The sequence below is a fragment of the Pedobacter sp. GQ55 genome (genome assembly GCF_059758925.1).
Genome location: NZ_JCAXEI010000015.1, coordinates 69719 through 95717 on the forward strand (window position 1 = coordinate 69719; position 25999 = coordinate 95717).

Genomic DNA, 25999 nt, shown 5'->3' on the forward strand with positions numbered 1-25999 from the left:
GAACAACCCGTTACTTATCCGGTAACGGGTTGTTTAAAATACCGGTAAACAAAATCAGTCCGGTTTTCATTTCTCGGATTGCATATACAAATGGACGATTAATAAGCACAGCAGAAGGTTGTTGCACCGATGTGGGTTCAATCCCAACAGAAGTAACAGCGGCGGCTTCAGTTCCGCTTTCATTTACTTCAATAAAAGTTTTATGTTTCACCTCGTCTATTTGCAAATGCCCTGCTGGATTAATTCTTGTAAAATCGGCAAAGTCATTTTTGCCAAACGCCACCCCCATACCCAGATGCTCTAATTGATCATTTAGCCTGATATCATAGCTAAATTTGAACTTAGGCATTTTTATTTCCATTCCCGTTTTCTTTAAATTAGTCATCCAACCTTTCCATTTTGCAGAAGTAATTGAGCTGGCAAATTCATTAATTGTAGTATTGGCAACATTAGGCAACACAATTACCATACTATATTTCTCATTTCCATAGGGAAGTTCGTAAACATTTGCCTCCTGTGAGCTTAAATAATTAACTGAGGCTTGAGCAACCATAAAGTCTGCTTGAATTTTATTGTTAGCGTCAAGATTAAAATCCGCTTTGGCAGTTTTATTTTTATCAAACTTATATTTCCAATCGCTTTTAAAGTAAACAGCATTAATCAGGTACATTACCATATCACTACCGATCTTATCAATTATACTTGGAATCTTTCCGTGTGTGCTGTTATTTACCCAGTTATTAATTTTGTCTTTTGCCATAGGGCTTGTAAAATCTAGCGCCTCAACTTCGGCATTATAGTTATCTGCATTCACCTTTAAAAAAGCAGGCAATGGTGTAAAGGTATTTTCATACCAAATTGAGTTGGCAATTTCTAATGTAGCTTTAGGGTCTAGCTGAGGCAGTTCAGTTGTTATTTTGTGGTAATAACTGTTTACTTCGGCCTCAGTAAAATCTTTAAACTCCATTGTATTTCTTATGGCCTCCAGGGTCGAGCCACTGCTGCCGTTACTGGTCATGCCCAAAGCTATACTTACGCTTAAAGGTGATAGCATGAGGTTTTTACCCGCCAATGGCTTTAACAAAGTTTCCTTAAACAGTTTAAAAGTAAAAGCATTATCGGCTTCTGCCTTTTGTTGCTCTCTTGCCGTTAAAATCAGATCTTTTCCCTGATCTGTTGGTTTGTTATCCTTTTTACAAGATGTGGTGGTGGTAATTAAAGTGGCTATCGCTAAAAGTAAGATGTAGTTCTTTTTCATTTGGTTAATGATTTGGTTTACTTCGTTATACGTATAAACCTGGCATTTCGCTACAGCCCGCTCAAAATTTCACATTGTCATTTGGCTTGTCAAAAGCTTCGGTTGTTAGGGCGTTGATAGGGTCTTGTTTAACCTTACTCTTTTACAAATTCTGAGCAATTACATAGCCATTTGCCCAGGCCCACTGAAAGTTATAACCACCTAGCCAGCCAGTTACGTCTATACATTCGCCGCCAAAATACAGTCCGGGTATGTTTTTACACTCAAGTGTTTTAGAAGAAAGTTCATTGGTATCAATACCACCACGCATCACCTCAGCTTTGTCGTACCCCTTATCGCCCGCTGGCTTTACTTTAAACAGGTGAATGGTTTTATGGATCAGTTCAAGCTCCGCTTTGGTTAATGATGCTACCTGCTTCTCTATTGGCAAAAACTTGCTCATTGCATCGGTAAGTTTTTTAGGGTAAAACCGGTTAAACAGAGTTGAAAGTAAAGATTTCCCGTTCATTCTTCTTTCCTCTTCAATTAGGTTTGTTACATCTTTACCGGGCAACAGGTCAATATTTATCTCTTCCCCCCTTCTCCAATAAGAAGAAATCTGTAAAATAGCAGGGCCGCTAAGTCCCCAATGAGTAAACAAAATATTCTCTTCAAAAGAGATACGATCGTTGCTTACTTCGCAAAAAACACTGTTTCCGGATAGTTGAGCGTACCAGTCTTCGTCTTTACCGGTAATGGTTAATGGCACTAAGGCAGGTGCGGTTTCGATGATATTTAAAGCATGTTTTCTGGCAAAACGAAGCGCAAAATCTGTTGCACCCATTTTAGGAATTGGTAAGCCACCGGTAGTTATGACCAGTTTTGGAGCTTTTAAAGTACGCTGCTTCCCTCCTTTTTCATATATTATGGTAAAGGAGCCATCGTTAAGAAATTCTATTTCTGACACCTGTGCATTGCAGATAATCTGTTGTTCAAAATCAGCGCATATCGTAGTAAATACTTCTACAATATCTTTAGCATTTTTGCCGTCCGGAAAAAGCTGACCTAAAGTTTTTTCTTTTCCTGTGATGCCGTAGGTTTCAAAAAAACTGATGGTATCATCAACAGTCCATTGTGTAAATGCCGATTTACTGAAATGCTTATTGTTAGATATAAACTGTTCATCGGTAGCAAACAGGTTGGTATAATTGCACCTTCCACCGCCCGAGATCAGGATTTTAGCTCCCGGTTTATCGCTTTTTTCCAGCAAGATAACCTTTTTACCAAGGTAACCTGCCTGTACGGCGCACATCAAACCACACGCTCCGGCTCCAATAATTATAGCATCTGCATCCATCAATCCGTTTATATTGTTATTTTTGTGCAAAATAAGCATAACTTTTTCATATAGATATGGCAAAACAGATAAGTGATTTAAAATTGGGCATACTTGGGGGCGGACAATTGGGTAGAATGCTGATACAAGAGGCTATCAATTATAATTTAACCACTTTAATTTTAGATCCCGACACAGACGCACCTTGTAAACATATTGCGAACTATTTTGAGTGTGGCTCAATTACTGATTTCGATACCGTTTATAATTTTGGTAAAAAAGCCGATATCATTACTATTGAAATAGAAAAAGTAAATATTGAGGCTCTTGAACAATTAGAAAAAGAAGGAAAACATGTTTATCCACAATCGAGGGTAATCCGTTTAATTCAGGATAAAGGTGTTCAAAAACAGTTTTTCAAAGAAAATGATATTCCTACCGCTCCATTTCAGCTGGTAAACAGTAAGCCGGAGATGTTAAACAGCAACATTCCTTTCCCTTATATGCTTAAACAGCGCAAAGATGGTTACGATGGCAAAGGGGTAATGAAAATAAACAATGCCGCAGATGTCGAAAACGCCTTTGAAGGCCCTTGTTTAATTGAGGAACTTGTAGATTTTGAAAAGGAGATTGCAGTTATTGTGGCAAGAAACCCGAACGGAGATGTAAAAACTTTCCCTTTGGTTGAGATGGAATTTAATGCAGAGGCAAATCTGGTTGAATTTCTAATCTCTCCCTCTACCTATCCGGAGGCGATTCAGGAAAGAGCTGAAGTTATTGCTAAAAACATTGCTTCATCATTAAATATTACCGGATTATTGGCGGTTGAGATGTTTATTACCAGGGATGGCAACATCTTAGTAAATGAGCTTGCTCCTCGCCCTCATAATAGCGGTCACCATACTATAGAAGGCAATTATGTGTCTCAGTTTGAGCAGCATTTAAGAGCTATCTTTAACCTGCCTCTGGGCGATACCCGTGCAATAAACAACGCGGTGATGATTAACCTGCTTGGTGAAAAAAACCATAATGGGGTAGCAAAGTACCATGGATTAGAAAAAATCATGGCAATTGATGGTGTATATGTACATTTGTACGGAAAAAAATATACCAAGCCTTTCCGTAAAATGGGTCACATTACTGTTGTTGACCAAAACCGCGAAAGTGCAATAGAAAAAGCAAATTATATTAAAAACACATTAAAAGTTATTTCCTAATGAGCGTACAAGTTGGCATTATAATGGGCAGCAAATCGGATCTTCATATTATGAAGGATGCTGCTGATGTTTTTAAAGAATTCGGGGTCGAATTTGAAATGACAGTTGTTTCTGCTCACCGTACACCTGAAAGAATGTTTGATTATGCAAAACAGGCTGCTGACCGTGGCTTGAAGGTAATTATTGCAGGTGCCGGTGGCGCAGCACACTTACCTGGAATGGTGGCTTCTATTACTGTTTTACCTGTAATTGGAGTTCCTGTAAAATCTTCAAATTCTATTGATGGATGGGATTCTATCCTTTCTATTTTACAAATGCCTAATGGTATCCCTGTTGCAACGGTTGCCCTTAATGCAGCAAAAAATGCAGGTTTACTTGCTGTTCAGATACTTTCTACTGCTGATACAAGTCTTGCTGTTAAAATGCAAGCTTACAAGGATGAGCTTAGAAAGAAAGTTGAAGAAAGCGCTGCAGAGCTGGAAGATTAATATTTTAATACACTCGTCATCCTGAGAGCCTGGCATTAGAAAACACATCGCTATCACCAGCGCGTCATCCCGAATCCGAGGGATCTCTTGGCTATGCCAATTTGCTCAGCAAGTACTTCATGGGTAAGAGATCTCTCCTATGGTCGAGACGACAGTTTTAAAGAATGCGCTTTCCTAATTCAAATTAGGATTACTTGGAAAATTACTAACGTGGGCATACTTCGGCCCCAGGTTAATGATCACCTCTCTCCATAAGTCTTCCTCATCGTTAGAAAAAACCACATCAGCATGATAGGTGTCTGATACAATCCATGTATTTTCTTTAAGCTCATCCTTAAGCTGCTCTACGCCCCAGCCAGAATAGCCAATAAAAAACTTGATTTCGTCAGGTTGGATAAATCCATTGCTGATCAGAATTTTTAGTGCTTCAAAATTGCCTCCCCAATAAACACCTTTTGCAATTTCTTCTCCATCATTAAGCTTATCATAACAACGGTGCATGAAATGAACGGTATCTGTTCCAACAGGACCGCCGATGTAAACCGGAAAGTCTGCATTTTCTAATTCGGGAATTAAATCACTCAGCACAAGTGCACTTCTTTGGTTTAAAATAAAACCAACAGTTCCCTCGTCCTGATGCTCGGTGATTAAAACCACAGAACGTTTAAAATTAGGATCCATTAAAAATGGTTCAGAAATTAATAATTTACCTACAGATGGCTCTAAGCGACTTAACATTTTAGAAATTTAAAACAAAATTAACTAAACTAACCCTATTTTTGTGTATGGACCTTACTAAAGAAAATATACAAAACCTACGCCAAGATTATCGCTCGGCAAGTCTTTCTGAAAATGATGTAGATAGCCATCCAATTCTTCAATTTAAAAAATGGTTTCAGGATGCTGTTAGTTCACAGCTATATGAGCCTAATGTGATGACGCTTGCTACTTCAGATAGGTTTGGAAAGCCCACGGCAAGGATAGTATTATTGAAAGGTATTGATGAGGATGGTTTTGTATTTTACACCAATTACGAGAGTAAAAAAGGCCGTGATCTTGTAGAAAACCCGCAAGCTGCCCTTGTTTTCTTTTGGCCAGAGTTAGAACGACAGGTGCGTATAGAAGGTGTGGTAAGTAAGGTTAGCGAGCAGACTTCTTCTGAGTATTTTCACTCACGTCCAATAGGCAGTCAACTTGGAGCAATGGCCTCTCCTCAGAGTAAAGTAATTAGTGACAGGGAATCGCTAGAGCGTAAAGTTGAGCAACTTACTACCCAATATGCTGATCAGGAAATCCCACGTCCGTTACATTGGGGTGGTTATTTAGTGGAGCCTACTCATATAGAATTCTGGCAAGGCAGGCCAAGCAGGCTGCATGACAGGATTGTTTACGATTTGGTGGAAGGTTCGTGGATTATCAATAGATTAGCTCCGTAAAAAAACTTAAATGAAAAACATCTCAGTAATAGGCTCAGGCACTATGGGCAATGGGATTGCGCATGTTTTTGCTCAATTCGGATATCAGGTAAACCTGGTCGACATTAACGAGGAAGCACTTGAAAAGGCAATCAATACGATTGGCAAAAACCTTGATCGACAGGTTGCAAAAGGTACAATTACAGAAGCACAAAAGGCCGAAACGCTCAAAAATATTACCGTATTTACCGATATGCAGTCGGGTGTTGCAAATGCAGATCTTGTTGTTGAAGCTGCCACTGAAAACCTTGATCTAAAGCTGAAAATATTTAAAGATCTGGATGCTTTTGCTAAACCAGAGGCTATTTTAGCAAGTAACACTTCTTCTATCTCCATTACCAAAATAGCATCTGTTACCAATAGAGGCGCCAAAGTTATTGGAATGCATTTTATGAATCCTGTACCGGTGATGAAATTGGTTGAGGTGATTCGTGGTTATGCAACCAGCGACGAAACTACTGCTACAATAATGGATCTTTCCAAAAAGCTTGAAAAGGCTCCTGTAGAGGTAAATGACTACCCAGGCTTTGTTGCCAATAGAATATTAATGCCCATGATAAACGAGGCTATATATACACTTTATGAAAATGTTGCGGGTGTTGAAGAGATTGATACGGTAATGAAGTTAGGAATGGCACATCCGATGGGTCCATTGCAGCTAGCTGACTTTATAGGTCTGGATGTTTGCCTGGCTATATTACGCGTACTGCATGACGGATTTGGGAATCCTAAGTATGCTCCATGCCCACTATTGGTAAATATGGTTACTGCCGGTAATAACGGAATTAAATCTGGCGAAGGCTTCTATAATTATTCTGAAGGTGTTAAAGAAGCCAAAGTTGCAGCCAAGTTTAGTGCATAGTAGTTGAATTGAATTCCATATATGTAATTTTAAATGTATTTTTGAATCGTATAGATATGATGGTACCTATGCTAAAACGTCACCTCGTCCTGACCTCGAAGAACATAATATTATACTGTAATAAATGAACGAAAATCTCGATCCTTCTTCTGAAAGCCTATCTCCTATTGAACGTGATATAGAGAAAGTGCTGCGTCCGCAAGTTTTTGAGGACTTTACAGGGCAAGAGAAAATTATGGAAAACCTCAAAATCTTTGTAAAAGCGGCAAAGTTAAGAGGAGAGCCATTAGACCATGTTTTATTACATGGCCCCCCGGGTTTAGGTAAAACTACACTTTCTCACATCATTGCAAATGAGATGGGCGTGGGTATTAAAATAACATCGGGACCAGTTTTAGATAAACCGGGAGACCTTGCCGGACTACTTACAAATCTGGATACAGGCGATATCCTCTTTATTGATGAGATTCACAGATTAAGTCCACTGGTTGAAGAGTATTTATACTCAGCAATGGAAGATTATAAGATTGATATCATGCTCGAAAGCGGTCCCAATGCCCGGTCAGTACAAATCAGTCTGAATCCTTTTACATTAGTGGGAGCAACTACCCGTTCCGGTTTACTAACTGCACCTTTAAGGGCAAGGTTTGGAATTAATTCCAGGCTGGCTTACTACGACGCCAAGTTACTTACAACCATAGTTTTAAGATCATCTGATATTTTAAAAACGCCAATTACTGAGGAAGGCGCTTATGAAATTGCGCGCAGAAGCCGCGGTACACCGCGTATTGCCAATGCACTATTAAGGCGGACAAGGGATTTTGCCCAGATTAAAGGAAATGGTAAGATTGATACAGAGATTGCGCGCTATGCACTTAATGCCCTGAATGTTGATGAGCACGGTTTGGACGAAATGGACAATAAAATTCTTACCACCATTATAGATAAGTTTAAAGGTGGACCTGTTGGCCTAAAGACGATTGCTACCGCGGTTGGGGATGATGAAGGAACCATTGAGGAAGTTTATGAGCCTTTTCTGATACAAGAAGGCTTTTTAATGCGCACCTCTCGTGGCCGTGAAGCAACAGAAGCAGCGTACAAGCATTTGAAAAGAAATTTTCCTGGCCAAACAGGTAAATTATTCTGATCATTATACTCCATTAGCCTTTAAAAAACAGCCAATAGATCAACAAAGCAACAACAAGAATAGGAATTATCCATTTTAATACTGGAGCAGCCCCATTTTTATCGTATTCATCTACAGCCTGACGTGAAGGTCCCGGATCAGCCTGATGCTTTGAATAATTCGTTTCGATTGGCTTATGAGGCTTTAGTGGATCCTCTGAGTGTTTAACATCTAAATTATCCATAACAGTAAATTTTAGTTACTTAATAAACAATTAAAGAACTCAAAGGTTTGAAATGCAAAGATTATCTTTGCATTTCATGAATAGTAATTCAGCAAAATACAGCAAAATGATTAAGGATGAAGCCCTTCGGTTAGGCTTCATGCAATGCGGTATTGCCAAAGCTGAATTCCTTGAAGATGAAGCGCCAAGGCTTGAGAAATGGTTAAATAATAATTACCATGGAGAAATGGCCTACATGGAGAATCATTTCGATAAACGCCTGGACCCAAGATTATTGGTAGATGATTCAAAATCTGTGATATCGCTCACATTAAACTATTTCCCGGAAGAGCAACAGACTGATCCTGATGCACCAAAAATATCTAAGTATGCTTACGGTACAGATTACCACCTGGTAATTAAAGACAAGCTGTTTCAATTGCTCAATTTTATTTCAGAAGAAATTGGTGAGGTCAATGGGCGCGCTTTTGTAGATTCAGCCCCTGTTCTGGACCGTGCATGGGCAAAACGTGCAGGCATTGGATGGATCGGGAAAAACAGTAACCTGATCAGCAAAAAAAGTGGCTCATTCTTCTTTCTGGCCGAACTTATTGTAGACTTAGACCTGGAATATGATAATGCTTTTGAAACTGATCATTGCGGAACGTGTACCAAATGCATAGATGCCTGCCCTACCGATGCGATCTTATCGCCATTTATTATTGATGCCAAAAAGTGTATTTCTTATTTAACGATCGAGTTAAGAGACGAAATCCCTAATACTTTTAATGATAAGATGGAAAACTGGATGTTCGGATGTGATATTTGTCAGGATGTGTGCCCCTGGAACAGATTCTCTGTTCCTCACTCTGAGCCTAAGTTTCAGCCTAAAGAGAACCTGCTAAACATGAAACGGGAAGACTGGCTTGACATTACCGAAGATGTATTTAAAAATATATTTAAGAACTCGGCGGTTAAAAGAACTAAATTCAAAGGACTTACCAGGAATATAGATTTCATAAAAAAACTACCGGGATAGTTACTCCGGGTAGTTCTTAATCATTTATATTTTTCGAATCTCGTATCTATTTCCCGAACTTCATTTTAAGCTGCTCCAACATATCATTGGTCACATCAACCGCAGGTTTTTCTTTTTTAGGCTGAGGTTTAAAGACCGGTTTTGACTGGCTTGGGTTAGGCTTATTTGCTACATGGGGCTGTGCCTGCTTAGGGGCCTGCGACTGTTGCCCTTGTTGCTGTTGTTTCTCAAGTTTAAGCTTTTCCTTCTTTTTATTCCATCTATCCCAAATTTCGCCTAGTTTTTTCTTGGTGTATAAAGGAAAATCACCCTGTTTCATCCAGGCATAGTAACTAGGTTCAGTATCAAAAACCTGCTCTACAGTTTTGCCTTTGTGTTTTCCGAAGTTGAAAATCTCTTGGTTATCTTCATTAAAAACCATGCGGCCTGCAAAATCCACGGGTTTATTCATATTTGTAAAAGTATGAAGTGCTTCTACACTGTTCTGAACCGGTTTTGATATATTACCTTGCTTATCTTCAAATTCTGTGTCCTTATAGCGCTCAATTTGAGCCAATAAAACATGATAAGTAGCTGTGATATCTGCTTCTGCAGAATGCGCATTTACAATATCTTTATCGCAGTAGAATTTATATGCAGCACGTAAGGTACGTTGCTCCATTTGATGGAATATATTCTGAACATCTACAAACTTCCTGTCAGACATATCAAAATCTACTCCTGCTCTTAGAAACTCTTCGAGCAATACAGGAATATCAAATCTGTTTGAGTTATATCCTGCTAAATCAGCATCGCCAATAAAATCGGAAAGCTCTTGTGCTACATCTTTAAATGTTGGCTCGTTGGCAATATCTTTATCATAAATTCCATGAATTAATGACGATTGTAATGGGATAGGCATTTCAGGATTAATACGAAGTGTTTTAATCAGTTCTGAGCCATCAGGCATAGCTTTTAGTATGGCAATTTCTACTATACGATCGGCACCAACATTAACTCCGGTAGTTTCTAAATCAAAAAAAGCAAGCGGACGATTTAAATATAATTTCATTTCTAACATTTTGTAGCTCTTCAAAAGTCGTAAAAATCATCCATTAAACCTTAACTTATTTGAGAATGCATTAAATTCGGAAACAAATGGTTTTAATATATATTTTTATTTCCTTTGCTGTATCAATACTGCTATATAATATCGCTCCATTATGAAACCTCTTTCCATTGCGCTTCTTTTATCGTTTTTTTCGATTAGTTATTCTTATGCTCAGGATTTTGAGTATGCAAGAATTACGGGAAGTGATATTGAATTAAAAAACACACAACTAGATAGCAATGCCAATGCTATGGTTATTAGAGAATTTGGCACCGCAGCTGTTCAACTGGATAATGCAACCGGCAAAACCTATATTGACTTTGAATATCATGTACGCATTAAAATTTTCAATAAAGAAGGTTTTAACCATGGAAATATTGTAATTCCATTGAGGATATATCGGGATGATGAAGATGAAATTAAAGAATTAAAAGCTACGACAATAAATTTTGTAAATGGTCAGCTGGTTAAAACTGAGCTGGATAAGAAAAAAGTATTTAATGAGAAAAAGAACAAATACGTTTCGCTAACAAAATTTACGATGCCAAACCTAATGGATGGGAGCATTATTGAATATAGCTACCGACAGCGTTTGCCCACTATCTTCAACTTTAAAACCTGGGAATTTCAATCGGACATTCCTAAGTTACACAGTGAGTATATAGCCAATATTCCTGCCATCTATAATTACAATGTTTCGTTAAGAGGAGGGCAGAAACTTGCCAAGCAGAATGCAGAATTGAAGAAAGAGTGCCTGATGATTGCAGGAAACAAGATTGACTGTTCGAAAATGACCTATATTATGAAGGACGTTCCGGCTTTGGTTGAAGAGGATTATATGACTGCCCCAAGTAACTTCAGATCAGCTATTTACTACGAACTTTCTGATTATGTTATGCTTAATGGTGGTAAAAAAAGTATCACCAAGACCTGGAAAGATGTTGATTATGAGTTAAATTCAGACAAATCATTCGGCGCTCAAATGAAGCGAAAAGATGTATTTAAAGAGTTGATGCCTCAAATCTTGGGCAAAGCCAGTGATGATTTAAGCAAGGCAAAAGCCATTTACACTTACATTGGAAAGAACATAAAAATGAATGGTTTCATCGGTATTTACAGTGAGAACAACATTAAAACTGCGCTTGAAAAGCATTCAGGAAATACCGGAGATATAAATTTCGCATTAATTGCTGCTTTAAGTGCCGCAGATCTGGATGCTGAAGCCGTAATCTTATCAACCAGGGCAAATGGGGTAGTTAACAACCTTTTTCCGGTAATCAGCGATTTTAATTATGTGGTTGCAAAGGTTAATATTGGTGATAAAAGCTATTTATTGGATGCAACAGAGCCCCTATTACCATTTGGCCTGCTACCGTTACATTGTATAAATGGAAATGGCAGAGTTATTAATTTAAAGAAACCGTCTTACTGGTACGATTTAAAAGCCAGTCAAAAAGAATCAACAAAGTATATTCTTAATGCTGAATTAACTGCGGATGGAAAACTAAAGGGCAAATTAACTACTTACTCATTGGGATATGCTGCACTTAAAAAGCGCCAGCGTATTGTAGCAGCTAACTCTGTAGATGAATACGTAGAAAAGTTAGACGAACAAATGCCGGGAATAAGCATACTGAAACATTCCATAGAAAATGTTGATAGTCTGGACAACACGCTAGTAGAAGAGTATGAGGTTGAAATGAAGGTTTTTGACAATTTAAATGCCGATCAATCATATTTTAATCCATTCTTTATTAACCGTATTACTAAAAACCCATTCAATTTAAATGAAAGGACTTATCCTGTTGATATGGGAGCGGCAAGCGAACAAAGAATTACCATGATCATCAAACTTCCTGCTAATATTTCTGTAATTGATAAACCGAAAGATATGTCAATGGCTCTTGCAGATAATGGGGGGAAATATCTCGCCTCAACAGCAATGCAAGACGATTCTTTTGTTTTCAATGAAATGCTTCAATTCAATAAACCCATTTACGAATCTGATGAATATTTATCACTGAAAGAATTTTATAGCCGGATTATACAATCACAAAAAACTGATATTGTATTTAAAAAAACCAAGTAAATGTTGAAGAGATTATTACTTCTGATTTTTATTGCTGTTGTCTTTAAGGGATACGCTCAGGACCAACCAGATTATAATGTAGCAAACATTCCTTCTGCATTAAAAAGTCGTGCTAATGCTGTAATCAGAAACATGGAGACTACCGTAGATATGCGTGCTCCAGAGAATGTTATCCTTAATGTTAAAAAAGCCATTACTGTTCTGAATAAGAACGGAGATCAGGTGGCAGCTTTGGCACTCTTTTACAACAAAGCCACCTCCATTAAAGGTGTAAAGGGAATTATTATGGATTCTTTTGGAAAGCCAACCGGGAAGTTTACCTTAAGTAACTTCCTGGATGAAAGTGCTGTTAGTGATTTCTCGCTGTTTGAAGATGCCCGGATTAAGAGGTATAATCCTAATGTTTTAACTTATCCTTATACGATCTCGTACGAATATGAAATCCGGTTTAAACAAAATCTAATCATCCCTGACTGGTATGCTACTCCCTATTCTGATGTTTCTGTAGAGAAAACCAGTTATACCTTTATCTCCAGGCCCGATGATAAAATACGCATAAAAGAATACAACTACAAAGGGAATGCAGAGGCAGTAAAATCAGATAAGGTTATTAGCCGGACATGGAAGGTGACTAACCTAAGCGCGATTAAGCGTGAGCCTTATGCTCCTGATCCTGACAATTACCTTACCTATGTAAAAATTGCGCCGGAGCAATTTACTTATTATGGACATAAAGGAAGTTATAGTAACTGGCAGGAATTAGGAAAGTGGGTTTATGATGACCTTGTAAAGACAAGACAAACACTTTCGCCGGATATTATACAGGAGATGAACAACCTGGTAAAAGGATTAAACAGTGATAAAGAGAAGGCAAAAAAGATCTATGAGTATGTGCAAAAGAAAACAAGATACATTAGTGTACAGATTGGTATAGGTGGATTCCAGCCTTTTGAAGCGGCAGAAGTGCACCGTGTTTCTTATGGCGACTGTAAAGCCCTGGTAAACTACACACAAAGTTTATTAAAAGCCGTGGGTATAAACAGTCTTTATTGCGTGGTATATGGCGATACCTATAAAAAGAGCATCGATGCTGATTTTGCAAGTATGGATCAGGGAAACCATATCATTTTGTGCGTACCACTTAAAAGTGATACCACCTGGTTAGAATGTACCAGTCAGGATAGTCCGTTTGGATATTTAGGAAGTTTTACTGACGACCGTGTTGTATTGGCCTGCACAGAAGAAGGCGGCAAATTACTAAAAACACCAGCCTTAACTACTGCTGCAAGCCTGCTAAAACGTAAGGCAGAGCTTAATTTAGATAAGGATGGAAATGTTAATGGCAAGCTTCACACCGACTTTAGTGGCTCCCAGTATGACAATTACCGTCGTATCATTAGTAAACCCTCATCTGAGCAGTTAAAATTGTTAAAAGAAGAGTATGACATTGACAATATTGATTTTAGCAATCTTAAACTTGCCCAAAGAAAAGATAGTAATCCGGTAACCTCAGAATCCTTAGATCTAACTATTCAGAAGTATGCGCCCCGTACAAATGACAGAATCTACATGGTACTGAATGCATTTAACAAAACCAACTCCATTCCCGAGGTTAGAAACAGAACATTACCCGTATATGTGAACAGAGGCTTTACTGATGAAGATGAAATAATATACAACCTGCCTGAAGGATATAGTATTGAGGCTAAACCTAACGACAGAGAAATTAAATCGCCATTTGGCAGCTATGCGATAAAGGTTACAATGGAGGGTAAAAAGTTGATATATAACAGAAAATTTGTTTTAAATAATGGAACATACCCAGCTGATAATTATGAAAGCTTTATGCGTTTCTTTAGTGAGGTAAGCAGTTCAGATAATAGTAAGGTGATTTTTAAAACGAATTAACTTAGAAATATAATTCCAAGGGCTATTCCGATAATCATGATGAGGTACATCAGAATTTCGGTTGTAGCAAAGCGTTTATACTTATTCCAAAATGAATCTTGTTTCTGTTCTGACATAATTTAGTTTTTAAAAGAACCTGCTTTAACCATCGCTTTTTGGTAAGCAGGAAGGGTTAAGTCATCAACCACTACCCCACGGGTTGTAGATGCATGAACAAAATATGTGTCGTTAAGGTATATTCCAACATGATCTACTGTACCGCCGCCGAAAGAGAAAAAGATAAGATCTCCTTCTTTTAACTGACTAATGCTTTTTTCTTTAATTGTTTCGGCCTGATCGCGGGACCTTCTGGGTAAGCTATTGCCATAAATATCTTTCTGCAATAAGAAAGCAAAGCCAGAGCAATCAACACCACGTTTATCTAGTCCACCCAAACGATACCTTACCCCTGTCCAGTCGTTAATAAAGCGATACAATTGCTTGCTTTTTAAATGGGACATCGCATAAGCAATCTTAGATGCTGAATTTGGGTTAGGTTTTACACTTGCTTTTCTTGAACCGCAAGAAGACAACACGATTAACATAAGTACAAATAGTACAGCTTTAACATTGTTTTTCTGCGTATTCAAAATCATCATAGCCTTTATTGTTTTATTATCCGTTGTATTTCATCGAGCTTTAAAAGCGCTTCAACCGGAGTAAGTATATTCACATCCAGATTATTAAGTGTATCTCTTATTTTCACTAAAACAGGATCATCAATAGCAAACATCTGCAACTGATAAGCCTGATTTTGAACCTTCTTAATACTATCTTTAATACTTTGTCCTTCTGTTCTGTCTATTTCAAGTTTTTTAAGGATCTCATTTGCCCTATTGATCAGTTTAGGAGGCATACCAGCCATTTTAGCAACATGTATACCAAAACTGTGCTCGCTGCCACCTGGTATCAGTTTACGTAGGAAGATCACTTTATTTGAGACCTCTTTAATAGATACATTAAAGTTTTTAACGCGGCTCATGGTGTTGGCAAGTTCATTTAACTCATGATAGTGGGTAGCAAACAATGTTTTTGGGCGTGCGGTTGGATGCGTATGCAGAAACTCTGCAATTGCCCAGGCAATAGAAATACCATCGTAAGTACTTGTTCCCCTACCAATTTCATCAAGCAGAATTAGACTGTTATCTGATATATTGTTTAGGATACTTGCAGTTTCATTCATTTCTACCATGAATGTACTCTCACCTGAAGAAAGGTTATCGGAAGCACCTACACGCGTAAATATCTTATCTATTAGCCCTATACTTGCAGCTTTTGCAGGCACAAAACAACCCATTTGGGCCATTAGAACAATGAGACCTGTTTGCCTTAAAATAGCGGACTTACCCGACATATTGGGACCGGTGATGATAATAATCTGCTGAGTATCATTATCTAAAAACACATCATTGGTGATGTACTCCTCGCCTACAGGCAATCTTTTTTCTATTACAGGGTGCCTTCCGCCTTTAATATCTAACGCTTTTCCTGTAGTAATTTCGGGCTTAACGTAGTGATTTTTAATAGCCAGCTGGGCAAAGCACAATAACACATCTAATTGAGCTATCTGGAAGGCATTTAACTGAATCTGCTTAATATATACAGCTACCTGATACACCAATTCATTGTACAAACGAATCTCTATCTGCTGAATTTTTTCTTCCGCACCAAGTATCTGCTCTTCGTATTGCTTTAGTTCAGGTGTAATGTATCTTTCCGCATTTACAAGTGTTTGTTTTCTGATCCAGTCTGCAGGTACTTTATCTTTATGGGTATGGGTAACTTCAAGGTAATAACCGAAAACATTGTTAAAGGCTACTTTTAACGACGGGATACCAGTGATGGCAGCTTCTCTCTTTTGAATTTCAACCAGGTAATCTTTACCGCCGAAGGCTATTTTTCTAAGCCTGTCGAGATCCTCGTCAATCCCATCAGCTATTACATTCCCCTTGATTAATAAAGCGGGGGGATCTTGCTGTAATTCTCTTTCGAGCTTTTCTCTGATGGTTAAACATGGATTCAGCTGATCTGCAAGAACGGACAAGAAAGGGTTCTTTACCTCTTCTGCTATCTTTTTAACAGATTCTATATGATACAGTGCTTTTTTTAGCTGACAAAGTTCCCTTGGGCCTACTTTTTGTAGCCCTACTTTAGAAATCAATCTTTCTAAATCACCAATCTGCTTAATATGGGTTAAGAATTCTTCTAAAAGCGGTTCTTTTTTAATCAGGAAGCCTACCACGCCTAAACGCTCCTCGATAGGTTTTAATTCTTTTAATGGCATTATGATCCATTTGTGCAGCAAACGGGCACCCATTGGGGTTGATGTTTGATCAAGCACTTCGAAAAGCGTAATGGCATTATCATTTGTAGAACTAACCAATTCCAGGTTTCTGATGGTAAAGCGATCTAACCACACATAGTTATCCTCTTCTAAACGAGAGATGGAAGAAATGTGCTTTAAATTACGGTGCTCCGTTTCGTTTAAATAATGAAGAACAACTCCCGCAGCTACAATACCGGTTTGCAGTTTATCGACACCAAATCCTTTTAAAGAAGTTACTTCAAAGTGTTTGGTTAGAATTTCATTAGCGTAATCACTGGTAAATGCCCAGTCATCCAGGTGAAAAGTATAAAACTTGTCGCCAAAATTTTCCAGGAACTCTTTTCTTTTGCTTTTCTGAAAAACTACTTCATTTGGCTTAAAACCTTGTAAAAGTTTATCTATGTATTCGGCATCACCCTGTGCAACTAGGAATTCGCCAGTTGAGATATCTGCAAAAGATACACCTATTGAATTTTTATCGAAATAAACGGCAGCCAGATAATTGTTAGATTTTTGGCTTAATATATTGTCATTGTAAGCCACCCCTGGTGTAACCAGTTCTGTAACCCCTCTTTTAACAATTGTTTTTGTTGTTTTGGGATCTTCCAGCTGATCGCAAATCGCCACCCTCTGGCCTGCCCTAACTAACTTTGAAAGATAATTATCTAATGAATGATGAGGAAAACCAGCTAATTCCAAAGCGCCATTTGGCCCTGTGCCTCTTCTGGTAAGTACGATACCTAATATCTGTGCCGTTTTAACCGCATCCTCGCCAAATGTTTCATAGAAATCGCCAACCCTAAATAGCAATAATGCTCCGGGATACTTTGCTTTAATAGCATTGTATTGTTGCATTAACGGGGTTTCTTTAGTATTATCTTTAGCCAAAATGATTCTGTTTACAAAATCGTAAAGATACTATCTTGATGTGTAGGCTTTATGATTTGTTGAAAATTTAAAAAATGTTTATAGGTTTAAAGCCGGGCAATGTAAGAAAGGAATAAATCCAGTGCTTCTCTTTTCTTTTCAGTAAGGTCAAAATCAAGCTTATGAAAAAGGTAATCATTCAAATCAAAATCATCGCGAGCAGGTAATTTTTTTAACAGTTCTGCACGATGACCTAACCCAAAAGCCAATGCCTCATTAAATTCTTTAATAAAAGACTGAGGAATAGTTTTATTGGCAACCCAGGCGGCATAAACAAATGGCAGTCCTGTAAAACCCATCCATTCCTGCCCCATATCATAAGCAAAAGCATAATCAGCCTTTTTACCAAAAGTTCTATCGCCAATTAACACTATTGCATCAGTTTTTGCATCGATATCTGTAGTAAATTCTACATCCAGTTTCCAGTGAAATTTCAATAATACTTTTGCAAGATTATTTGAAGTACGGGAATGACTATCTAATCTTACCGTTTTAATTTCTGAAACTTCAACGTCGCTAAAAATAAACACTGAGTTTACTGCACCAACAGAGCCAATACAGTAATCTGCAACAATATTAGCATTAGGCACATGCGGTATTGCCGCAACAGGAATTAATCCTATATCAACCTGGTTGTTAATTAATTTAGCAGCACAATCTGAAGGAATATCTAAACTTAGATCTATCTTATTTAAAATTTCCGAATGCTCAATTCCGTAAATGAAGGGCTTAGTATTTGTGTAGGAAACTGCAGATATTTTAATATTACTCAAAGGAATTATTTTAAATGGTCGGTATTATTAAACTCAATGATGTTAAATTCATCGCCAGTAAGTTCAACTTTATAAAGTGTTGTATTTTGGTGCGGGAAATCTCCCATCTCGGACAAAGGTTTATTCATAAGCAAGCACAGCAATAAACGCATTGCACGGCCATGCATACAAACCAAGATCAGCTTTTCATCTTTTTTGGATTTGATCAGGTCTACCGCTTCTTTAAGTCTGGCTAAAACCTGATTAGGGCTTTCTCCACCTTCAAAATGTGCATCATAATCACCTTCATCCCAGGCTGTAACTATTGCTTTAAACGCTGCTATAGCATTATCATCATTAGGTTTCCCTTCCCACTTGCCCCATGCAAGCTCATCTAAACCTGCTACCTGTTCCCATGGAATTCCGGCATCAATAAATCCCTGAACTGTTTGATGAGTACGTTTTAACTTTGAGGTATAAACCTTTTCAAATGGTACATCTTTATACATGGCATAAAATGAAGCAGCCTGACTCCGTCCGGTATCATTAAGGTCGCTGTTTATTCCCCTGCCTTGTACAATTCCTAGTTTATTTAATTCTGTTTCACCATGTCTGATGATATATATTTCCTTATCCATTAGTTAATTACGGGTAATTTGTAGTATTGAGGTTTCACTTCATCCTCAAAAATGAAATCAGTGTAATCTGTTACAACATTATATAAAGTATCTCTTTCAATGGGTTGACGTTTCACCTGTTTTATCAGATTTACGAGGTCTTGTGTACTCATTGCAGGAGTTTGCTCTTCGGCACCAGCCATTGAATAGATTTTAGTGGTATCGTCTAAGGTACCATCTATATCGTCTACTCCAAAGTTCAATGAAAGTTGAGCAGTTTGCCTGCTGATCATTGCCCAATAGGCTTTAATGTGATCAAAGTTATCCATGTAAATACGCGCAATTGCATAGTTCCTCAGATCTTCAATTACAGATACTTCTGGCACATTACTCATCTGGTTGTGCTGATTTCTGAATTTAAGAGGAATAAAAGTCTGGAAACCTCCTGTCTTATCTTGTAACTGACGTAATTGCTCCATATGATCTATACGATGTTCATATCTTTCGATATGACCGTATAACATAGTTGCATTAGAACGCATCCCCAGCTTATGCCATTCTTCGTGTATAGCCAGCCATTGTTCGCCGGTACATTTATCTTTAGATATCAGGTCTCTTACCTCAGGATGAAAGATCTCTGCCCCTCCTCCAGGAATTGACTCTAACCCGGCCTCTTTCATTAACTTCATACCAGTGGCGTAGTCAATTTTAGCCTTTTTAAATATATAATGGTATTCTACGGGTGTTAATGCTTTAACATGAAGCTCAGGGCGGTGTTTTTTTATTGCCGTAAACAGCGCTGAATAAAAGGCCACATCGTATTGAGGTAAAACCCCACCCACAATATGTACTTCGGTAACAGGTTCGTTGTCATACTTTTTAACTACATCGAGCATTTCCTCCATCGTTAGGGCCCAGCCCTCTTCTTTCTGTTTAATTAAGCGGGAATAGGAACAGAATTTACAGTCGTAAACACAAAGGTTAGTCGGCTCCAGATGAAAATTACGGTTAAAATAAGTTTTATCACCGTGCTTTTGCTCTCTTATGTGATTAGCTAAAGTACCAAGATACCCAAGTTCGGCATGTTCATAAAGGTAAACACCCTCGTCAAAAGTAATCCTTTCTTGATTTTGTACCTTTTGTGCAACTGCTTTAAGTGCCTCAGGCAGATCTGGATCGTTTAAAATCAGAGCTAGTTTTGAAGTAGTATCCATTTATAACGTATAATGAACAAAAGTAAGATAAAATCAACAGATAACCCCTTTTTAAGGGATTTTACCTGTCAGTATTATGTAAAGAGCGCTAATCGGCAGCTACTTTACGAACCTATTTACCAGATCACTTAGCTGTTTTTCAGACAGTTGCTAAGGCAGCGTACATGGAAAAGATCAGACTACCCTAAATTGATACCTGTTAACTATATCGGTAATGTAACTAACGGAACCATCCCCAGAAGAATGATATACTTATCATCTGAAGCTTTGAATAATCCTGTGAACTACAAAGCTGCAGTTGCCAGATTAAATGGTGGTGATGCTTTGACCTCAAGGCTATGGTGGGATAAATAAAAAGTACTCCCAATTCATACTATTTAATGAATAAAGGAGTACAGTTGAGCGCAAAAATTATCGTTTTTTACTGCCTTCGATATTTGGGAGGAATCCGGTAAAAACCCCAATCAAAGGAAGAAAAGCACAAATTTTAAATACATATTCAATACTGGTCTGATCAGCCAGCTTACCCAAAACTGCAGAGCCTAATCCGCCCATACCAAAGGCAAAACCAAAAAACAATCCTGCAATCATGCCAACCTTTCCGGGTACCAATTCGGTTGCATAAACCAGTATTGCAGAAAATGCAGAAGAAATAATTAGGCCGATAATAACAGATAAAGCACCTGTCCAGAATAAAGAAACATATGGCAACAGTAATGTGAATGGCGCCGCACCTAGAATCGAAATCCAGATGATATACTTACGGCCAAATCTGTCTCCTAATGGTCCTCCAATTAACGTACCGGCAGCAACTGCCCCTAAAAAAGCAAATAGGTAGACTTGAGACTGCTGCACCGACACATTAAATTTGTCCATTAGGTAGAATGTGTAATAGCTAGTCATACTAGCCATATAGAAGTATTTTGAAAAGATAAGTACCATTAAAATACCTAAGGAAAGTACCACTCGGTTCTTTGATAAATTATGATGAATCTCTTCCTTAACAATACTTTTATTTAATGCCTTTAATGCCAATTGTTCCTGATACCATTTTGCAACTCTAGACAGTACTAGAATACCTAAAATTGCAGCTAATGAAAACCATATAATGTAAAATTGACCATAAGGGACAACTATAATTGCTGCTAAAAGCGGACCAATAGCACTACCCGCATTTCCACCCAGCTGAAAAATAGATTGTGCAAGTCCCTTTTTACCTCCGGAAGCTAAATGTGCCACCCTGGAAGATTCCGGATGAAATATTGAAGACCCAACTCCTATTAAACTTACCGCAAGAAGGATATTTAAAAAGCTGGACGCAAAAGACACGGCTACAAGTCCACAGAGTGTAAAGCCCATTGCAATAGCAAGTGAATACGGACGGGGCCTCTTATCCGTATAAAAACCAATAAAGGGCTGCAAAATTGATGCCGTTAGCTGATAAGTTAAAGTGATAAGACCTATTTGAGCAAAAGTAAGACTGAACTTTTCTTTTATTACAGGATATACAGCAGGAATTACTGCCTGAAGCATATCATTAAGTAAATGGGTAAAACTAATTGTGAATAAAATAGAGAATACTGTTTGCTGTGTAACTCTCTTTGTGTCGATAACGGTAGTGTTTGTAAAAGATGTTTTTTCCATATTTTTAGATCAGATCATCTGATGAATTATTATAAATTTTTATTGAGATATGTGTCCTAATATTTTTGCTGCAATGTTCCACGCCTTTTTAGGATCTCCAGCGATAATGCTTTTAAGCAGTTGCTCATGATATATGTAAGTTTCTTCAAAGGCTCTGGCATCTGAGTGTGTTTGAAGGAACCAATTTTTTAAATGAATGGAGGCTGATTTATATAAATCGGCCAGTATTTCATTCTTTGAAGCTTCAGCAATTGAGATATGAAATTGCACGTCTGCGTCAATACACTCTTCTAACAGTCCTTCTTTAGCTGCCTTTCTTCTGTTTTCGAGATGGTTTCTTATTGTCAAAATATCACTTTCAGTTCTGTTAAGTGCCGCTTTCTCTGCAATTTTCATTTCCAGTAATTGCCTGACCTCATCCAGATCTTTAACGTTAGCACGCTTTAACCGCAAATCCATAGGCTCCCTATTTGCTGTTAGCTGATCTACAAAAGTTCCAACTCCTTGCTGAACCCTGAGCAATCCTGAGTTGGCTAATATTTTGATGGCTTCCCTTATCGTTGAACGCCCAACACCAAAGTTTTTCATCAATTCCGGCTCTATCGGCAACTGTTCATTCACTTTGTATTGTCCAAGAGAAATCTGTTCACTTAATCGTGCGGCTACTTCATCCGCCAAAGACTTTTTTTGTATAAGATTCTTCATATTGATTCATCATATCATCAGATGAATTCAAATGTAGATAATAAAAGATATCAAACAAAAGAAATCCATAAAAAAAGGGCTCAAAACGAATTGAACCCTTTTCCCTAAACCAAACTATTTTACGCTTATTTTGCTGCTTTTGTAAAATTCAATACAATGTAAGCAGTTTTTGCTCCGTATTCTACTGGTGATTTAATAACCATGCTGTTGCCATCTGTAGAAGACAATACCGATCTGTAACCAGAGGTTACGTTTTTGGCTTTTTCACCTTCAAAGATCTTTTTGAATTGGAATGTCTCATCTGCAGGACTTACTGACCAGTATATTTTCTGAGTTTTTGCAGTACACGCTCCACCACCTGGTAAGGTATAACTTCCATTACCGCTGTTAGTAAGGCTCCAGGTACTTCCTTGAAAACAAGTGTAAGAACCTTCATCAAATAATGATTTTACTGCTGATTGCGGCAAGCCTTCAAATGTAATATCATTTAAAACCCAATTACCAGTTACATTACCTTTCTTTAAACTTTGAGTTGCACCACCTTTAGGTGAACAACTTTGCAAAACCATTAACGAACTGCATAAAATGGCTGCTATCAGTAATATTCTTTTCATATTCTTCTTTAATTTGATAATTCAATTACATAAATCTTGCCAAAACTCAAGGTGAATAATATTATACCCTTAACTTTGTTACATCTTATGCCCAATCTTAACTTTTAACCCCGTAATAATGAAGCCAGAAACACTTGCAATACATGCTGGAAATTTATACAAAGTCAGTACTAACGATGTCACCCCCCCTATAAATCTATCTACCACCTTCCTGAGAAATGAAGACGGTGGCTACTCTGGTGGACACATGTATAGCAGAGTGAGTAATCCAAATAGATCAGCATTAGAAAATGCGCTTTCAGAATTGGAAAAAGGCGTAGAAGCCTGTGCATTCTCTTCAGGAAATACAGCGGGGATGGCAGTTTTTCAAGCTTTAAAGCCAGGGAGCCATATCATTGCTCCTGATGACATGTACTGGGGTTTTAAAAAACAATTGCAGACGATCTTTAAAGACATCCTTGAAATTGATTTTATAGATCTTACTAACCTTGATAACATAGCAAAATTCATTAAAAAGAATACAGTACTGATATGGGTAGAAACCCCCTCAAATCCATTATTAAAAATTACAGACGTTGCCGGAGTTTCCAAAATTGCTAAGGAAAACAACCTTATCCTTGCCTGCGACAGCACTTTTGCTTCGCCATGCTTGCAAAATCCAATTGATTTTGGGGCTGATATTGTTATGCACTCGTCAACAAAATACATTGGTGGCCATAGTGATGTTCTTGGTGGTGTACTTATCACCGCAGAAAAAAATGAATTTTGGGAAAAGATCAGAAATATACAGCAAGTTGGCGGAGCAGTACCCTCTCCTTTCGATTGTTTCCTGTTGGTAAGAAGCATCAAAACATTGGCATATCGTATGCGTGGCCACTGCGCTAATGGAATGGCTTTAGCATTACACCTGGAAAAACATGCTGCTATTGTAGCAGTTTATTATCCAGGATTAACAACCCATCCTCAGCATGACATAGCAAAAAAGCAAATGACCGGCTTTGGAGGAATGTTATCAGTTTTAGTTAAAGGAGGATCTGATGAGGCCAGAAAAGTGGTTAATAGAGTTAAACTCTTTGCGCAGGCTACAAGTTTAGGTGGAGTTGAAAGTTTAATAGAACACCGTGCATCTGTTGAAGGACCGGACACCAAAACCCCACAAAATTTAATTCGGATATCTGTTGGACTTGAACATATAGATGACTTAATAGCAGATTTAGATCAGGCACTTGCCGGATAAAACCAAGCTAATCCATCAAAAAACCAATTTACAGCGCTGTAAAACAACGAGTTAATAAATATCCAAAATATAATTTTGGATATTTATTAACTTAAATCTACATTTGCAGTATCATTTAGCGAAAGCTAATCAAGTCAACCTTCCTTAATAAAAGGTTTGATTTATAAAGAAGTGGCGAGAGACAGGCTCTTTGACCCACTGGCAACCCTCCCAAGATGGAGAAGGTGCCAATTCCTGACCAAAAGACGTGGTGTCGTTTGGAAAGATAAATTGAAACAAAATGAAAACTGTAAGAATTACTTCAAATCTGTTAAATTATTGTTATCCTCAGCAGGCTAATTGCATGTGCTGTTGCATACTATAATTTACAAATCTTCCTTTTGCATTTCACATTCATACGGAAGGCCCCTTGCAGGGGTACGCTTAACAACCGTATACGTTTCCGAAGCTAAAAATCTTATAACGTATCTAATCAAAAACATAACAGGAACCACTTAAAACTAAATATAACATGTCAACATCACATAAATTCGAAACATTACAAGTACATGCAGGTCAGGAAATTGATCCTACAACAGGATCAAGAGCTGTTCCAATATATCAAACCACCTCTTACGGCTTTAAGAACTCTGAACACGGTGCAAACTTATTTGCGCTAAAGGAATTCGGAAACATTTATACCAGGATCATGAATCCAACAACAGATGTTTTCGAAAAAAGAGTAGCAGCGCTTGAAGGCGGTGTGGCTGCTTTAGCAGTAGCTTCGGGACAGGCAGCTCAATTTATTGCGTTAAATAACATCCTACAAGCAGGTGACAATTTTGTATCCTCATCTCATTTATATGGTGGATCATATAATCAGTTCAAAGTAAGCTTTAAACGTCTTGGTATTGAGGTTAGATTCGCTAATGGTGATGATGCTAATGATTTTGAAACAAAAATCGATGCAAATACCAAAGCTATATATTTAGAAACCATTGGTAATCCGGCTTTTAGTATTGCTGATTTCGAAAAATTATCTGCCATTGCCAACAGACACGATTTACCACTAATAGTAGATAATACTTTTGGTGCAGCCGGTTACCTATTTAAACCTTTAGAACACGGGGCCCATATTGTTGTTCAATCTGCTACCAAATGGATTGGCGGACACGGCACCAGTATTGGCGGAGTAATAGTAGATGGCGGAAATTACAACTGGGGAAATGGTAAATTCCCTCAATTTACCGAACCATCGGAAGGATATCATGGTTTAATTTTTAATGATGTTTTTGGAATTGGTGGTCCCTTTGGAAATATTCAATTCATTATTCGTGCCCGCGTTGAAGGCTTAAGGGATTTTGGCCCGGCCATCTCTCCTTTCAATTCTTTCCTTTTAATTCAGGGATTAGAAACTTTATCGCTTCGCGTGCAACGGCACGTAGACAACACACTTGCACTGGCAACCTGGTTGGAGCGCCATGATGCTGTGAAAAGTGTTAATTATCCTGGACTTGAAAGCAGCCCATACCATGCCAATGCCAAAAAATATTTAAAGAATGGTTTCGGTGCAGTGCTATCTTTTGAACTACATGGTGATAAAGAAAAAGCAACGGCATTGGTAGACAATCTTAAGCTTGTTAGTCACCTTGCAAACCTGGGTGATGCAAAAACCCTTATCATACAACCCTCAGCAACTACGCATCAACAGCTAAGTGACCAAGAACAAATTGCAGCAGGCATTACTGCCAGCCAGCTACGTGTTTCAGTAGGAATTGAACACATAGATGATATCAAGGCTGATTTCGAACAAGCCTTTGCTGCTATAAACAAATAAAATAAAACGCTACAAGAT

Annotated in this window: 24 protein-coding genes and 1 riboswitch; of the genes, 11 read left to right on the forward strand and 13 right to left on the reverse strand. The window is 38.0% G+C overall.

The genetic code is table 11. The features are described from left to right. Positions 1-10: 10 nt before the first annotated feature. On the reverse strand, positions 11-1258 hold the full coding sequence (locus AC6CH7_RS24605; protein ID WP_498265232.1) for a serpin family protein: 1248 nt from the start codon (positions 1256-1258) through the stop codon (positions 11-13). Positions 1259-1400: 142 nt separating this feature from the next. Beyond that, on the reverse strand, positions 1401-2633 hold the full coding sequence (locus AC6CH7_RS24610; RefSeq protein ID WP_498265233.1) for a BaiN/RdsA family NAD(P)/FAD-dependent oxidoreductase: 1233 nt from the start codon (positions 2631-2633) through the stop codon (positions 1401-1403). Between the two features lie 17 nt (positions 2634-2650). Between AC6CH7_RS24610 and AC6CH7_RS24615 the strand changes: the two genes are divergently transcribed. Further along, positions 2651-3790, forward strand: a complete 1140-nt coding sequence (locus tag AC6CH7_RS24615) for a 5-(carboxyamino)imidazole ribonucleotide synthase (protein WP_498265234.1) — start codon at positions 2651-2653, stop codon at positions 3788-3790. Further along, complete coding sequence (gene purE / locus AC6CH7_RS24620) at positions 3790-4278, forward strand: 5-(carboxyamino)imidazole ribonucleotide mutase (protein ID WP_498265235.1); 489 nt, start codon at positions 3790-3792, stop codon at positions 4276-4278. The genes AC6CH7_RS24615 and purE overlap by 1 nt, the downstream gene beginning before the upstream one ends. Before the next feature lie 174 nt (positions 4279-4452). Here purE and AC6CH7_RS24625 read toward each other — a convergent pair whose 3' ends face one another. After that, a complete protein-coding gene (locus AC6CH7_RS24625) occupies positions 4453-5016 on the reverse strand; it encodes a YqgE/AlgH family protein (protein WP_498265236.1) in 564 nt (187 codons plus the stop codon). 47 nt (positions 5017-5063) lie between these two features. On the opposite strand from AC6CH7_RS24625, the gene pdxH reads away from it, so the two are divergent. The 3 genes from pdxH (at position 5064) to ruvB (ending at position 7762) form a co-directional block, all read left to right on the forward strand. Next, positions 5064-5714, forward strand: coding sequence for a pyridoxamine 5'-phosphate oxidase (pdxH, locus tag AC6CH7_RS24630; RefSeq protein ID WP_498265237.1), 651 nt, complete (start codon positions 5064-5066; stop codon positions 5712-5714). A 10-nt stretch (positions 5715-5724) separates the two neighbouring features. Then, positions 5725-6615 carry a 3-hydroxybutyryl-CoA dehydrogenase gene (locus AC6CH7_RS24635; RefSeq protein WP_498265238.1) on the forward strand — a complete coding sequence of 297 codons (891 nt, stop codon included), beginning with the start codon at positions 5725-5727 and terminating at the stop codon, positions 6613-6615. Between the two features lie 124 nt (positions 6616-6739). Beyond that, positions 6740-7762 carry a Holliday junction branch migration DNA helicase RuvB gene (gene ruvB, locus AC6CH7_RS24640; RefSeq protein ID WP_172663310.1) on the forward strand — a complete coding sequence of 341 codons (1023 nt, stop codon included), beginning with the start codon at positions 6740-6742 and terminating at the stop codon, positions 7760-7762. Positions 7763-7775: 13 nt separating this feature from the next. On the opposite strand, the gene AC6CH7_RS24645 is transcribed toward ruvB, so the two are convergent. Continuing rightward, complete coding sequence (locus tag AC6CH7_RS24645; RefSeq protein ID WP_498265239.1) at positions 7776-7985, reverse strand: hypothetical protein; 210 nt, start codon at positions 7983-7985, stop codon at positions 7776-7778. A 76-nt stretch (positions 7986-8061) separates the two neighbouring features. On the opposite strand from AC6CH7_RS24645, the gene queG reads away from it, so the two are divergent. Further along, entirely contained in the window at positions 8062-9003 is a 942-nt protein-coding gene (gene queG / locus AC6CH7_RS24650) for a tRNA epoxyqueuosine(34) reductase QueG (protein WP_498265240.1), read from the forward strand. Positions 9004-9049: 46 nt separating this feature from the next. On the opposite strand, the gene AC6CH7_RS24655 is transcribed toward queG, so the two are convergent. Beyond that, positions 9050-10054, reverse strand: coding sequence for an exonuclease domain-containing protein (locus tag AC6CH7_RS24655; RefSeq protein WP_498265241.1), 1005 nt, complete (start codon positions 10052-10054; stop codon positions 9050-9052). Positions 10055-10205: 151 nt separating this feature from the next. Between AC6CH7_RS24655 and AC6CH7_RS24660 the strand changes: the two genes are divergently transcribed. Both AC6CH7_RS24660 and AC6CH7_RS24665 read left to right on the forward strand, forming a co-directional pair. Further along, positions 10206-12182: a DUF3857 domain-containing protein gene (locus AC6CH7_RS24660; RefSeq protein WP_498265242.1), complete on the forward strand. Its 1977-nt coding sequence runs from the start codon at positions 10206-10208 to the stop codon at positions 12180-12182. Beyond that, positions 12183-14090, forward strand: a complete 1908-nt coding sequence (locus tag AC6CH7_RS24665) for a DUF3858 domain-containing protein (RefSeq protein ID WP_498265243.1) — start codon at positions 12183-12185, stop codon at positions 14088-14090. A 119-nt stretch (positions 14091-14209) separates the two neighbouring features. Here the strand turns inward: AC6CH7_RS24665 and AC6CH7_RS24670 are convergent, their stop codons facing one another. The 5 genes from AC6CH7_RS24670 to mqnE form a co-directional block, all read right to left on the reverse strand. After that, complete coding sequence (locus AC6CH7_RS24670; RefSeq protein WP_498265244.1) at positions 14210-14728, reverse strand: C40 family peptidase; 519 nt, start codon at positions 14726-14728, stop codon at positions 14210-14212. Between the two features lie 5 nt (positions 14729-14733). Further along, positions 14734-17343, reverse strand: coding sequence for a DNA mismatch repair protein MutS (gene mutS / locus AC6CH7_RS24675; protein ID WP_498265245.1), 2610 nt, complete (start codon positions 17341-17343; stop codon positions 14734-14736). Between the two features lie 86 nt (positions 17344-17429). Continuing rightward, entirely contained in the window at positions 17430-18155 is a 726-nt protein-coding gene (locus AC6CH7_RS24680) for a menaquinone biosynthetic enzyme MqnA/MqnD family protein (RefSeq protein WP_498265246.1), read from the reverse strand. Positions 18156-18160: 5 nt separating this feature from the next. Then, a complete protein-coding gene (locus AC6CH7_RS24685) occupies positions 18161-18772 on the reverse strand; it encodes a histidine phosphatase family protein (RefSeq protein ID WP_498265247.1) in 612 nt (203 codons plus the stop codon). Beyond that, positions 18772-19965 (reverse strand): aminofutalosine synthase MqnE, encoded by a 1194-nt coding sequence (mqnE, locus tag AC6CH7_RS24690; protein ID WP_498265248.1) that lies wholly within the window; start codon positions 19963-19965, stop codon positions 18772-18774. Before mqnE ends, AC6CH7_RS24685 begins: the two co-directional genes overlap by 1 nt. A gap of 147 nt (positions 19966-20112) precedes the next feature. Between mqnE and AC6CH7_RS24695 the strand changes: the two genes are divergently transcribed. After that, positions 20113-20319 (forward strand): SusD/RagB family nutrient-binding outer membrane lipoprotein, encoded by a 207-nt coding sequence (locus AC6CH7_RS24695; protein WP_498265249.1) that lies wholly within the window; start codon positions 20113-20115, stop codon positions 20317-20319. 57 nt (positions 20320-20376) lie between these two features. On the opposite strand, the gene AC6CH7_RS24700 is transcribed toward AC6CH7_RS24695, so the two are convergent. From AC6CH7_RS24700 to AC6CH7_RS24710, 3 genes are all read right to left on the reverse strand, one after another. Continuing rightward, on the reverse strand, positions 20377-21609 hold the full coding sequence (locus AC6CH7_RS24700; protein WP_498265250.1) for an MFS transporter: 1233 nt from the start codon (positions 21607-21609) through the stop codon (positions 20377-20379). 39 nt (positions 21610-21648) lie between these two features. Next, positions 21649-22314, reverse strand: a complete 666-nt coding sequence (locus AC6CH7_RS24705) for a FadR/GntR family transcriptional regulator (RefSeq protein WP_498265251.1) — start codon at positions 22312-22314, stop codon at positions 21649-21651. Between the two features lie 125 nt (positions 22315-22439). Next, positions 22440-22928 (reverse strand): lipocalin family protein, encoded by a 489-nt coding sequence (locus AC6CH7_RS24710; RefSeq protein ID WP_048904973.1) that lies wholly within the window; start codon positions 22926-22928, stop codon positions 22440-22442. A gap of 118 nt (positions 22929-23046) precedes the next feature. On the opposite strand from AC6CH7_RS24710, the gene AC6CH7_RS24715 reads away from it, so the two are divergent. After that, positions 23047-24165: a trans-sulfuration enzyme family protein gene (locus AC6CH7_RS24715; RefSeq protein WP_498265252.1), complete on the forward strand. Its 1119-nt coding sequence runs from the start codon at positions 23047-23049 to the stop codon at positions 24163-24165. Positions 24166-24323: 158 nt separating this feature from the next. Further along, positions 24324-24437, forward strand: a riboswitch (SAM riboswitch). A gap of 239 nt (positions 24438-24676) precedes the next feature. Next, positions 24677-25981: an O-acetylhomoserine aminocarboxypropyltransferase/cysteine synthase family protein gene (locus AC6CH7_RS24720; protein ID WP_498265253.1), complete on the forward strand. Its 1305-nt coding sequence runs from the start codon at positions 24677-24679 to the stop codon at positions 25979-25981. Positions 25982-25999: the final 18 nt, after the last annotated feature.

Coding starts and splice junctions, on each gene's coding strand:
- AC6CH7_RS24605 (WP_498265232.1), bottom strand. CDS start 1,258: ATGAAAAAGAACTACATCTTACTTTTAGCGATAGCCACTTTAATTACC.
- AC6CH7_RS24610 (WP_498265233.1), bottom strand. CDS start 2,633: ATGCTTATTTTGCACAAAAATAACAATATAAACGGATTGATGGATGCA.
- AC6CH7_RS24615 (WP_498265234.1), top strand. CDS start 2,651: ATGGCAAAACAGATAAGTGATTTAAAATTGGGCATACTTGGGGGCGGA.
- purE (WP_498265235.1), top strand. CDS start 3,790: ATGAGCGTACAAGTTGGCATTATAATGGGCAGCAAATCGGATCTTCAT.
- AC6CH7_RS24625 (WP_498265236.1), bottom strand. CDS start 5,016: ATGTTAAGTCGCTTAGAGCCATCTGTAGGTAAATTATTAATTTCTGAA.
- pdxH (WP_498265237.1), top strand. CDS start 5,064: ATGGACCTTACTAAAGAAAATATACAAAACCTACGCCAAGATTATCGC.
- AC6CH7_RS24635 (WP_498265238.1), top strand. CDS start 5,725: ATGAAAAACATCTCAGTAATAGGCTCAGGCACTATGGGCAATGGGATT.
- ruvB (WP_172663310.1), top strand. CDS start 6,740: ATGAACGAAAATCTCGATCCTTCTTCTGAAAGCCTATCTCCTATTGAA.
- AC6CH7_RS24645 (WP_498265239.1), bottom strand. CDS start 7,985: ATGGATAATTTAGATGTTAAACACTCAGAGGATCCACTAAAGCCTCAT.
- queG (WP_498265240.1), top strand. CDS start 8,062: ATGAATAGTAATTCAGCAAAATACAGCAAAATGATTAAGGATGAAGCC.
- AC6CH7_RS24655 (WP_498265241.1), bottom strand. CDS start 10,054: ATGAAATTATATTTAAATCGTCCGCTTGCTTTTTTTGATTTAGAAACT.
- AC6CH7_RS24660 (WP_498265242.1), top strand. CDS start 10,206: ATGAAACCTCTTTCCATTGCGCTTCTTTTATCGTTTTTTTCGATTAGT.
- AC6CH7_RS24665 (WP_498265243.1), top strand. CDS start 12,183: ATGTTGAAGAGATTATTACTTCTGATTTTTATTGCTGTTGTCTTTAAG.
- AC6CH7_RS24670 (WP_498265244.1), bottom strand. CDS start 14,728: ATGATGATTTTGAATACGCAGAAAAACAATGTTAAAGCTGTACTATTT.
- AC6CH7_RS24685 (WP_498265247.1), bottom strand. CDS start 18,772: ATGGATAAGGAAATATATATCATCAGACATGGTGAAACAGAATTAAAT.
- mqnE (WP_498265248.1), bottom strand. CDS start 19,965: ATGGATACTACTTCAAAACTAGCTCTGATTTTAAACGATCCAGATCTG.
- AC6CH7_RS24700 (WP_498265250.1), bottom strand. CDS start 21,609: ATGGAAAAAACATCTTTTACAAACACTACCGTTATCGACACAAAGAGA.
- AC6CH7_RS24705 (WP_498265251.1), bottom strand. CDS start 22,314: ATGAAGAATCTTATACAAAAAAAGTCTTTGGCGGATGAAGTAGCCGCA.
- AC6CH7_RS24710 (WP_048904973.1), bottom strand. CDS start 22,928: ATGAAAAGAATATTACTGATAGCAGCCATTTTATGCAGTTCGTTAATG.
- AC6CH7_RS24715 (WP_498265252.1), top strand. CDS start 23,047: ATGAAGCCAGAAACACTTGCAATACATGCTGGAAATTTATACAAAGTC.
- AC6CH7_RS24720 (WP_498265253.1), top strand. CDS start 24,677: ATGTCAACATCACATAAATTCGAAACATTACAAGTACATGCAGGTCAG.